Origin of the sequence: Paenarthrobacter sp. NPDC089322, from assembly GCF_040684895.1 — a bacterium.
In the GTDB taxonomy this organism is placed as follows: domain Bacteria; phylum Actinomycetota; class Actinomycetes; order Actinomycetales; family Micrococcaceae; genus Arthrobacter.
The window spans coordinates 406,532-416,760 of sequence record NZ_JBFBGW010000002.1 but is presented as its reverse complement, the minus strand read 5'-3'; the positions used below and the strand labels follow the sequence as shown (position 1 = coordinate 416,760).

Below are 10,229 nucleotides of genomic sequence, written 5' to 3'. Positions count from 1 at the left end.
CACTCCGCGGTCTCTTCCGGATCACGATCAGGCAGCTGGGCAGTCAACCCGCTGAGGATGTGTGAGGTCTCTTCTCCTGCAGCCACGTCCAACCTTCCTTTAGGCGCATGCATCGGCGCCTCAGGTCTGGCAGGGTAACTGCCCGTCATGAACGCGTCGTGTGCGACATCTCGGTTTCAAACAGCCCGGTCGGATGCGCCGGGCAGGTCTTGTGAGCGCATGGCTGCCCAGTAGAATTCCTCGGGGCGATCGCCCTGCAGCCAAAGCGCTCATGGCCACTCTAGCTTTGACGGCGCTGCGATGCGTAGCCGCGAAGCCTGCGGGGCGTTGTATGTCACACCTTGGTGTGCTTCGTGACTGAAGCCACGTGATTGTCACAGCTTCGAAACACTGCAGGTAGTGCGGAATATGGCCCATCGCAGGGACAATGGCTTGAAGCGCACGCCCAAAGGGTGTTGGCTGTTAGTAAGGGAAGTCACTTCAAAAGGAGGAAACGTGAGCGAGGCCGACGCCGCCACATCGGTAAATGTGGCGGAAAGATTGGGTTTCAAAGACGGGGATCTGATTCAGGAACGCGGCTACGACGACGACGTCGACTTCGACTTGCGTGACGACATCGAAGATGTCACGGGCTCTGAGTTGTTGGATGAAGACGATCACGACGTCGTGGACGCCGTTATTTTCTGGTGGCGTGATGGCGACGGAGACCTGGTCGATGCCCTGATGGATTCGCTCACTACACTGAAGGAAGGCGGAGTGGTGTGGGTCCTGACGCCCAAGTCCGGCCGGGACAATTACGTCTCTCCCGCTGACATCCAGGACGCCGCTCCCACCTCCGGGCTGCACCTCACAACGTCCGCGGGGGTTTCCAAGGACTGGAGTGCCACCCGCCTGGTGGCGAAGAAGAACAAGTGACGGCAGTCAGAGACGCTCCATCAGTTCCGTTTGTCCCCGCCGTGGGGCAGCCTGCCCCGGACTTTGAACTCCTCAACCACCACGGAGAGCCGATCCGCTTGTCGGATTTCAGGGGCCGTAACGTCGTAGTGGTTTTCTACCCCTTCGCCTTCTCCGGCATATGCACCGGGGAACTTTGTGAGATCCGCGACAACCTGTCCGCGTTCGAGAATTCGAATGCCACTGTGCTGGCAGTCTCGGTGGACAGCAAGTTTGCTCTTCGTGCCTATGCGGAACAGGAAGGATTTGGGTTCGACCTGTTGGCTGATTTCTGGCCGCATGGGGCTGTTGCCAAGGAGTACGGAGTGTTCGACGAGCGGAGCGGTATGGCCCTGCGGGGCACGTTCATCATTGATGCCGAAGGTATCGTTCGCTACGTGGTGGTGAATCCCCGCGGACAAGCCCGTGACCTCATTGAGTATCGTCGGGCGTTGTCGTCCCTGACGGGGCAATAGGGGTGGACCCGAAGCGCCCGGGCGTCGGCATGACGGGGTTCGCCAGCATGGACCCGTCAGCCAATGCTGCCCTGGCCCCCGGTGAGCAGGCTGACTTGCAACCGGTTCTGGAGCTTCTCGGCGGAAAGCGCCTGGCAATGCTCACCGGAGCCGGTCTTAGTACCGATTCAGGTATCCCCGATTACCGCGGCCCGGGGTCGGCGCCCCGGAACCCCATGACGTACCAGGAATTCGTCGGCAGCGTTGCGAACAGGCGCCGGTATTGGGCCCGCAACCATCTTGGTTGGTCGCATCTTCGGCACGCCGATCCCAACGCGGGCCACGCAGCTGTTGCGTTAATGGAGCAACGGGGTCTTCTGTCCGGCCTCATCACCCAGAACGTGGACAGGCTCCACGAGGACGCCGGAAGCGTCAATGTGGTGGATCTCCATGGGAGGTTCGATCAAGTCATCTGCCTTGAAAATGGCCACGTCTTCTCCCGAAAGCTCTTAGCGGCAATCCTCGAAGAACTCAATCCCGGGTTCGTGGCAGCGGCGTTGGCAGCCGGCGTCGTGGACATGGCACCCGATGCTGACGCCACACTGGAAGATCCTGAACTCATCAAGTCGTTCGTCATGGCAGTGTGTCCAGTGTGCGGGGGGACGTTGAAGCCTGATTTCGTCTATTTCGGCGAGAACGTGCCAAAGAGGCGCGTCGAGCGGGCATATGGCATGGTGGACGATGCCGCTGCCCTGCTGGTAGCCGGCTCATCCTTGACGGTGATGAGCGGCCTGAGATTTGTACGGCATGCTGCGAAAGCCGGCAAGCCGGTAGTGATCATCAATAGGGGAGAAACCCGGGGAGATGAATTTGCCGCGGTGAAGCTGGAGATGGGCGTGAGCGGAGCTTTGGACTTCCTCTCCCGCCATTTGCCCGATCTTCCGGAACGAAAAGCCTCGATTGGTGTTTCGCCCGGATGATCATGTAGAGTCATTGTTCGTTGGTTGAAGCGCTAAACAAGTCACGAAGCGCCGAAACTGCGGTAAGGGTCTTTAGCTCAGCTGGTAGAGCGCCACGTTTACACCGTGGATGTCATCGGTTCGATCCCGGTAGGACCCACCCTCAAAACCCCGTCATTCCCAGTCATTTGGTCTCGAACCAGTTGGCATTGAGTGGCGGGGTTTTCCCGTGCCGTCCTGCTTTCGTCGTACCGGGCATTAATGTCGGTACTCCCGCCTAGGGTCCAGCTCATGGAGCACATCTTTATCCGCAGCACAGCGGACGGAAAGCCTGTTGTCGTTGTCCGTGGAACGAGGGAATGGCAGATCGCGGTTGAGCCCGTGCGATGGTTCGAACGGGTGGCCTGGTGGGAAACCTCCCGGCGAATGCCCAGGGGTGTGGGCCGCGTGGATGTAGAAGTTTGGCAGGTCCAGGTGCGGCTGGGAAGCAATGCCTCTTCGAGCCTGGCCACATGGGAGCTTGTCCGCGACGGATCCGGCGGAGGCTGGCGCCTCAGGGCGGAGGCTCTTGCGGCCGCCTAGGAGCGGCGCAGGAAATGGCTGAGCTCTCCACCGCGACTATTGGGGGATGCCGCGGTGGAGAGCTCGAAAATGAATATACAGCGAACTTTTGGGTTTGGAAAGCGAGAGCGTTGCAACGCCGTGAATATGTCGCAGCCTGCACCAGCGGCCGGTTTCTGCTGGTCCGCGTCCCACTATGATGGGTAGTGTTCAGCTGAATGAACAGCCGGCACCACTGATGAAGGAGAATCATGGCCGATTCCCGCACAACCCGATCGGAAGGGCTGGGCGCTTCCTCACCGGCTCCCGCAGTGACGCGGGCCGCCGCAGTCCTGGAGGCCTTGGCTGAATCGCCTTCCGGCCGTTTGACGCTGAGTGACCTCTCCAGGGAGCTTGGGATCCCCAAGTCTTCCACGTCGAATCTGCTGTTGGCCCTTGAAGAGGCGAGGCTCATTACCCGCCAAGGCGCGGACTTTGCCTTGGGCCGCAAGCTCGTGGAACTGGGTGCGGCATACCTCAGTCGCTTGGATGAAGTGCAGGAGTTCTACAAATACTGCGAGCAGGCTCCAACTCTGTCGGGTGAAACCGTCCGGATTGCCATGTTGGACGGTGACCACGTGATCTACCTTGCCCGCTATGAGGGGCATCCCGCCGTGCGCCTGACGTCCAACATCGGTGACAAGATGCCGGTGTCCCTTTGCAGCGTAGGCAAGGCCTTGGTGGCCCAGTTGCACGATCACGATATAGATGCCATGTTCCCGGACGGAATGGAACTGCCGGTTATGACGGCTAATTCCCTTCGCACTGCCGAGGAACTTAAGGCCGAGATTGCAACCATAAGAAAGCAAGGCTTCGCCTTCGAAGATGAAGAGTCAACAGTGGGGGTTGTTTGCCTCGCTGTGCCCGTGCCCACCCATGGTGCCCACGGACCAAGCCTGGGCCTGTCTGTGACTGCCTTGAAAGCCACCTATTCCGAGGAGCAGGGCGCGCTCATGGTCAAGGAGTTGAAGGAGCTTGCCCGCTCGCTGGGCAACCCCATGGGATGAGCGGCGGGATGTCGTATTCCTGCAAGATTCGTCAATAAATCTGATAACAGCCTTGGCAGCAGTGTTCAACAAGTTGTACGCTGTCCATCATAGTGATCTCGGCGGTGATGCCGTCACTATCTCACTGGGCCAACGGGGGCCCGGGGTGATCTTGAGGGAGTGCTTGTGACAACACGTACCAATACAAAGCTCGCAGCCGAGGCTGACGATGCTGTAGTTGAGCCGGAACAGCTTCGAAGGGCGACGCTGGCCAGTTCTGTCGGTTCCGCCTTGGAATACTACGACTTCTACATTTACGGCCTGGCTTCGGCCCTGATCTTCGGGCCGCTGTTCTTTTCGCCGCTTGGCCCTGATGGTGCCTTGATTGCCTCGTTCGCAACATATGGTGTGGGGTTCGCTGCACGACCCTTTGGGGGCCTCCTCTTCGGCTACATCGGCGACCGGTTCGGGCGCAAGATGGTGCTGATCCTGACCATCGCCCTCATGGGCACGGCGAGCTTCGCCATCGGCCTCCTGCCAACGTTCGAGCAGGCAGGGATGCTTGGCGCGGTCTTGCTTGTCACGCTAAGAATTGTCCAAGGGCTGGGCGCGGGTGCCGAGCAGGCGGGCGCAACAACGCTTATCTCCGAAGTGGCTCCGCGCCGCCGTCGTGGTTTCTTCGCTTCGTTGCCGTTCGTCGGAATCCAGTTGGGCACCCTGCTCGGCGCCGGAACCTTCGCTTTGATCGCGCTGGCGGACAAGTCCGTCCTGCAGGGCTGGCTCTGGCGCGTACCCTTCCTTGCCAGCTTCATCCTGATCGTGGTGGCGGTTTTCATCCGGCTCAAGCTCAAGGAAACGCCGGCTTTCCAGGAGCTTGAGAAGCACAAGAATGTGGTGAAGAACCCCATTGGCGCGCTGTGGAAGCACTCACGGAAGAACGTTCTGATCGGCATCGGCCTGCGTATGGGCGAGAACGGCAACTCGTCGATCTATTCCGCCCTGCTGGTGTCCTTCATGAGCATGCCGGCCGGTGTCTTCGCCGGCAACAACTCCATCGGCCCGGTGGGCCTTTTGATCGCTGCAGGTTTCGCTGCGGTCCTCGTGGTGACTTTCGGAGCGCTTTCGGACAAGTTTGGCCGCGTTCCGGTGTATCGGTACGGTGCGTTGTTCCAAGCGATCATTGCGGTGCCTGCCTTCTATCTGGTCACGCTTGGCAACGTGACTTTGGTGTGGGTGGTTATGGCTGTTGGCATCGCCATCGGCGTCCAGTCAATGCTTGGCCCCCAGTGCCCGCTGCTGCCCGAACTCTTTGGCTCCCAGTACCGCTTCACGGGTGTGGCCATGAGCCGCGAGATCTCAGCTGTTCTCGCTGGCGGCATAGCGCCACTGTTGGGTGCCGTCCTGCTTGCCGCAACCAACCACTCCTGGTGGGTCCTATCCATCTATTCGCTGTTGCTCGCGCTGATTTCCTTCGTGACCACGTTCTTTACGCCGGAAACAGCAGGTCGCGACCTCGTCAGCACGGAAGACGCGCGGTAACTGCCGCCCTGGAGCAATACCAAAGAGCGGCCCCTCTTCGGAGGGGCCGCTCTTTTCATCGATGCGGCAGTACGACGAAGGCTCCCACCCGGACTGAATCGGGTGGGAGCCTTCGCGGAAAGGGCTGGGCCTAGTAGAAGTGAACCGGATCCACCAGATGGGGAAGTTCGCCGCCGTCCAGGAAAGTGCGGAGGTTGCTGCAGAATCGATCAGCGATGAGCCTGTTCTCCGCCGAGCTCAACGCCGACGTGTGCGGAGACACCAGGACCTGGGGGTGGTTCCACAGCGGGCTGTCCTGGGGGAGCGGCTCCACAGCGAAGACGTCCAGGCAAGCGTAGGACACCTGGCCATTGTTGAGCGCCTGCAGGAGCGCGTCCTCGTCCACCACGGTTCCGCGGCCAACGTTGACGAACACGGTTCCCGGTTTCATGGCGGAGAAAATTTCCGTGCTGAAGAGCTTTTCCGTGTACGGCGTGCCAGGCAAAGTGTTGACGACTGCGTCTGCGTCGGCCACCAGGGCTGCGAGTCCTTCGTTGGTGGTGACGCGGTCGATTCCTTCCATGGCCTCCACATTGCGCTTGGTTCCGCTGACCTTCATGCCAAGGGCGCGGGCAATCCGCGCTGTTTCGAGGCCGATTTCGCCGAGGCCGGCAATGACCAGTTTGGATCCGTTGACCAATTTGGTGGGCGTTCGCAGTTCCGGCCACACCTTTGCGGCCTGGTCCCGTGCCATCTCTGCGCTTCGTTTGAAGCCGTTGAGGATTCCGAATGCCGAGAACTCTGCCAGCGGAAGGGCGTGGACGCCTGCGGAGGTGGTGACATGGAATTTTCGCAGGGTTTCCGTATCGAGGCCGGAGGCTTTGACCGCTCCGCCGGCGCCGGCTGCCATGGCATGGATCCACTGCAGGTGCGGGTTGCTTTGGGCGATCCTGGCAAGCCCCGCCGGATTTTCGTTGGGGAAGCCGTACAGGACCTGGGCGCTGTTGAGCATGGCCCAGTAGCGCTCTTCCTGCTCCGGAGTACGTCTGAACGACGGGTCGCCGGCGTGGTCTGCGGGAAATCGTTCGGGAGGAAGCAGTTCCGGCTCGTAGAGAACCGTCACGGAAGGATCAACAGCGCGGATACGCTCCACGTGCTCAGCTTCGAGCGGCACAGCGATCGCGATGGCAAGTTCATCAGTCGTCATAGTGTTCATCATACTGAATGGCGGCTAGGATATTGAACAGATTTCTCATTCGTGACCACAAAGAAGTGAGGTAGCAGCCGGTATGACCACCAAACGAGTGGGCTTCGTTGGCTTGGGACTCATGGGAGCCCCCATGGCTGCCAACATCGCCAAGCAGGGATGGCAAGTCACCGCCTGGAACCGTTCAAGTGGAGCTTTTGATGGCTTGGCGGCTGTTCAGCGTGCGGGAAGCGTTGCCGAGTTGCGTAACGAACCCGCCATCATCTTCATGCTGCCTGACTTACCCTTCATCGAGGTTGCTGCAGCGGAACTGCTGGAGGCTTGGCGGAACGAACCGCCGGCGCCGGGTACCGCCGTCGTCATTATGAGCAGTGTTTCGCCGACGGAAGTGCAGCGTTTCGGCGAAACCGTCCGTGAAGCCAGCAGAGGCAACGCCGTCGTCGTGGACGCGCCGGTGAGTGGCGGCACCACTGGAGCCGACAACGGAAGCCTGGCCATCATGGTGGGCGCCTCCGAAAGTGATTTTGAACGTTTGCGCCCGCTCTTCGAGGCCATGGGGACCACTGTTCGCCGCATGGGCGCGCTGGGATCCGGCTCGCTCGCCAAGGCGTGCAACCAGCTGATCGTCGGAACCACGACGGCGGCACTCGCCGAGGCGGCCGAACTCGCCGAGCGCTCGGGAATGGACGTAACGGCACTCTACGACGTCCTGGCTGGTGGCCTGGCCGGGAGCCGGGTGCTCGAGATTGTTGGTCCGCGCTTGGCGGCCAAGGATTACGCACCCACCGGCCCGGCCAAGTTCATGCATAAGGATCTCGCGTTCGTTATGCGGAGTGCTGAAACCACCGGTTCTGCAGTGCCCATGGCTTCGGCCGCCATTGACCTTTACGCCGAACTCAAGAGACAAGGCCTGGGCGACCAGGACCTCGCTGTGGTCCGGCAAACCATCGCCAACCTGCACAACCACGAAGGAAAGCAAACAAAGATATGAGTGGACTATTCGATCTGTCCGGCCGCGTAGCGCTGGTCACCGGTTCAAGCCGGGGGATCGGCAACGCCTTGGCCAAGGGCTTGGCAGACGCCGGTGCGACCGTAGTGCTCAACGGAATTAATCCGGAACGCTTGGAAGCCGCGCGCGCGGCCATGGCTGCTGATTACCCGGAAGGGCGGGTTCACAGCCGGGCATTTGACGTCACCGATGCTGCGTCCGCAGCTGAAGGTGTGGAGTGGATTGAGCAGAACGTCGGAGCGTTGGACATCCTGGTCAACAATGCAGGGATCCAGCACCGCGTTCCCATGCTGGACCTTGACGTGAAGGACTGGGACCGGGTGATCACCACCGATCTCACGAGTGCTTTCCTGGTGGGCAGGGAGGCGGCCCGGCATATGATTCCCCGGGGCAGGGGGAAGATCATCAACATTTGCTCCGTGCAGACTGACCTGGCCCGCCCCACCATTGCACCGTATGTGGCGGCGAAGGGTGGCCTGCGCAACCTGACGCGTGCCATGACGGCGGAGTGGGCGGCGTCCGGGCTGCAGATCAATGGCATCGCACCTGGCTATATCCACACGGAAATGACGCAGAACCTGGTGGACGATGCCGACTTCAACTCCTGGATCCTGGGCAGGACGCCGGCGAACCGGTGGGGAACTGTGGCCGACCTTGCCGGCCCCGTGGTGTGGCTTGCCTCGCAGGCATCGAACTTTGTCAACGGCCAGACGATCTTCGTTGACGGTGGAATGACGGTGGTGGTCTGATGAGCGTCATCCTTCCGGCATCGGGTCCGGCCGTGGTGGCCCATGGCAAGGGCGATCTCCGCATCGAAGACATTCCGCTGACACCGCCGGCCGCGGATGAGGCCATCGTGGAGATCGCCTACGGCGGTATTTGCGGATCGGACCTCCACTACTGGCTCCATGGAGCGGCCGGTGAGTCGATCCTCAAGGCTCCGATGGTCCTCGGCCATGAAATCGTGGGCAACGTGGTGCAGCAGGCCGCCGATGGCAGCGGCCCAAGTGCGGGCACGCCGGTCGCAGTCCACCCTGCCACCCCTGCCCCGGGCCAGGCCCGCTACCCGGAGGACAGGCCGAACCTTTCGCCTGGCTGCACGTACCTGGGCAGCGCCGCTCGTTACCCGCACACGGATGGCGCTTTCAGCCGCTACGCCAACCTGCCGTCGAGGATGCTGCGCTCCCTGCCGGAGTCGCTGTCCCTGCGGACGGCAGCCTTGGCGGAGCCGGCCAGCGTTGCCTGGCACGCTGTGGCCCGGGCCGGGGACGTGGCGGGGAAAACCGCCCTGGTGATCGGTAGCGGTCCAATCGGGGCGTTGACCGTCGCAGTCCTCAAGCGGGCCGGAGCGTCCCGGATCACCGCCGTCGACATGCACGACAAGCCGCTGGAGATCGCACGTTCCGTCGGCGCGGATGCTGTCCTCAAGGGCGACGATGCTGATGCCATCGCGGCGGTGGACGCCGATATAGTCATCGAGTCTTCAGGCAGCCACTACGGGCTGGCGTCAGCCATCAAGGGGGCCACCCGCGGGGGCAAAGTGGTCATGGTCGGCCTCCTGCCGTCCGGTCCGCAGCCGGTGTTCATCTCGCTCGCCATCACCCGGGAACTGGAACTGTTGGGATCCTTCCGCTTCAACGAGGAAATCGACGACGTCATCGCCGCCTTGGCGGACGGCTCGCTCCAGGTAGATCCCGTGGTCACCCACGAGTTCGATCTCGCCCATGGACTTGAGGCCTTCGAGGTGGCGCGAAACTCCGCCGAATCCGGGAAAGTCCTGTTGAACTTCAAGGACTAGCCGGAGGGGCCTGTTGCAGCGCTAATTCCCGGCGACGGGCACAAAGACGCGGGGCTGGTCGTCCCAACTGGGGGCCAGCTCCGCGATGGCCTGCCGCATGATTTTGGCCGAGGCCTCGCGTGCGAGCTGTCCATCGCCGGCATCGATGGCGTGCGCCACATCGATGTGCCATTGCAGCGCCTGTTCCTGGGGGTGTTCGGGCATGAGTCCGTGGACCGTGCGCCCTGTCAGGGTCTCTGTCACTTGTCCGATGAGGTTTGCGAACATCTCGTTTCCGGAGCCCGACAACACCAACGCGTGGAACCGGATATCCAGGTCCAGGAACCGGGCCGTGTCGCCGGCGTCGCCCGCTTCCTTCATGGCCAGGGAGATTTCGACGAGTTCGTGCCGCAGGGGTTCGGGCGCGTTGCCCGCCGCGAGTTCGGCTGCAACAGGTTCGACGGCGGAACGCAGCTCCGCGAGCGAGCGCAGCTGGGCTCCGCGACCTTCGCCGGCCAACCGCCAGCGGATGACCAGCGGGTCGAAGGGATTCCACCGGTGGGCCGGCAGCACGCGGATCCCGACTCGTTTGATGGTTTCCACGAGACCTAGCGACTGCAGGACGCGGACTGCTTCCCGGACCACGGAGCGGGATACGTTGAGCTCGTCTTCCAAATGCTCGGCCAACATGACATGGCCGGTTGGAAGGGAACCGCCCACGATCCTGGTGCCCAGGTGCTCAACGGCGCGGTGATGGAGGCTGGTCGACATAGAGGTAAGCATAG

The 10,229-nt window shown here is 61.7% G+C and carries 11 protein-coding genes and 1 tRNA gene; 10 read left to right on the top strand and 2 right to left on the bottom strand.

Going from position 1 to position 10,229, the window contains the following annotated elements; translation table 11 throughout:
- Positions 1 to 495: 495 nt before the first annotated feature.
- From AB0N65_RS04015 to AB0N65_RS03985, 7 genes are all read left to right on the top strand, one after another.
- Positions 496 to 915, top strand: coding sequence for a DUF3052 domain-containing protein (locus AB0N65_RS04015; RefSeq protein ID WP_364157971.1), 420 nt, complete (start codon positions 496 to 498; stop codon positions 913 to 915).
- On the top strand, positions 912 to 1,409 hold the full coding sequence (locus AB0N65_RS04010) for a peroxiredoxin (protein WP_364157968.1): 498 nt from the start codon (positions 912 to 914) through the stop codon (positions 1,407 to 1,409). Before AB0N65_RS04015 ends, AB0N65_RS04010 begins: the two co-directional genes overlap by 4 nt.
- 2 nt (positions 1,410 to 1,411) lie before the next feature.
- A complete protein-coding gene (locus tag AB0N65_RS04005) occupies positions 1,412 to 2,368 on the top strand; it encodes an NAD-dependent protein deacetylase (RefSeq protein WP_364157966.1) in 957 nt (318 codons plus the stop codon).
- Positions 2,369 to 2,434: 66 nt separating this feature from the next.
- Positions 2,435 to 2,507, top strand: a tRNA-Val gene (locus AB0N65_RS04000).
- A 131-nt stretch (positions 2,508 to 2,638) separates the two neighbouring features.
- Positions 2,639 to 2,929: a hypothetical protein gene (locus AB0N65_RS03995; RefSeq protein ID WP_364157963.1), complete on the top strand. Its 291-nt coding sequence runs from the start codon at positions 2,639 to 2,641 to the stop codon at positions 2,927 to 2,929.
- 230 nt (positions 2,930 to 3,159) lie between these two features.
- Positions 3,160 to 3,954 carry an IclR family transcriptional regulator gene (locus AB0N65_RS03990; protein WP_364157961.1) on the top strand — a complete coding sequence of 265 codons (795 nt, stop codon included), beginning with the start codon at positions 3,160 to 3,162 and terminating at the stop codon, positions 3,952 to 3,954.
- 159 nt (positions 3,955 to 4,113) lie between these two features.
- Positions 4,114 to 5,472 (top strand): MFS transporter, encoded by a 1,359-nt coding sequence (locus AB0N65_RS03985; protein ID WP_364157958.1) that lies wholly within the window; start codon positions 4,114 to 4,116, stop codon positions 5,470 to 5,472.
- 130 nt (positions 5,473 to 5,602) lie between these two features.
- Here AB0N65_RS03985 and AB0N65_RS03980 read toward each other — a convergent pair whose 3' ends face one another.
- A complete protein-coding gene (locus AB0N65_RS03980; protein ID WP_364157956.1) occupies positions 5,603 to 6,670 on the bottom strand; it encodes a D-2-hydroxyacid dehydrogenase in 1,068 nt (355 codons plus the stop codon).
- 70 nt (positions 6,671 to 6,740) lie between these two features.
- Here AB0N65_RS03980 and AB0N65_RS03975 point away from each other — a divergent pair, with 70 nt between their 5' ends.
- From AB0N65_RS03975 to AB0N65_RS03965, 3 genes are read left to right on the top strand one after another with little or no spacing between them, the layout of a single operon-like run.
- Positions 6,741 to 7,649, top strand: a complete 909-nt coding sequence (locus AB0N65_RS03975) for an NAD(P)-dependent oxidoreductase (protein WP_364157953.1) — start codon at positions 6,741 to 6,743, stop codon at positions 7,647 to 7,649.
- Positions 7,646 to 8,416 (top strand): SDR family oxidoreductase, encoded by a 771-nt coding sequence (locus tag AB0N65_RS03970; RefSeq protein WP_364157951.1) that lies wholly within the window; start codon positions 7,646 to 7,648, stop codon positions 8,414 to 8,416. Before AB0N65_RS03975 ends, AB0N65_RS03970 begins: the two co-directional genes overlap by 4 nt.
- The gene (locus AB0N65_RS03965; RefSeq protein ID WP_364157948.1) at positions 8,416 to 9,465 is read left to right on the top strand and encodes an L-idonate 5-dehydrogenase; all 1,050 of its coding nucleotides are present in this window, start codon (positions 8,416 to 8,418) and stop codon (positions 9,463 to 9,465) included. The genes AB0N65_RS03970 and AB0N65_RS03965 overlap by 1 nt, the downstream gene beginning before the upstream one ends.
- A gap of 21 nt (positions 9,466 to 9,486) precedes the next feature.
- Here the strand turns inward: AB0N65_RS03965 and AB0N65_RS03960 are convergent, their stop codons facing one another.
- Positions 9,487 to 10,215: an FCD domain-containing protein gene (locus AB0N65_RS03960; protein WP_364157945.1), complete on the bottom strand. Its 729-nt coding sequence runs from the start codon at positions 10,213 to 10,215 to the stop codon at positions 9,487 to 9,489.
- Positions 10,216 to 10,229: the final 14 nt, after the last annotated feature.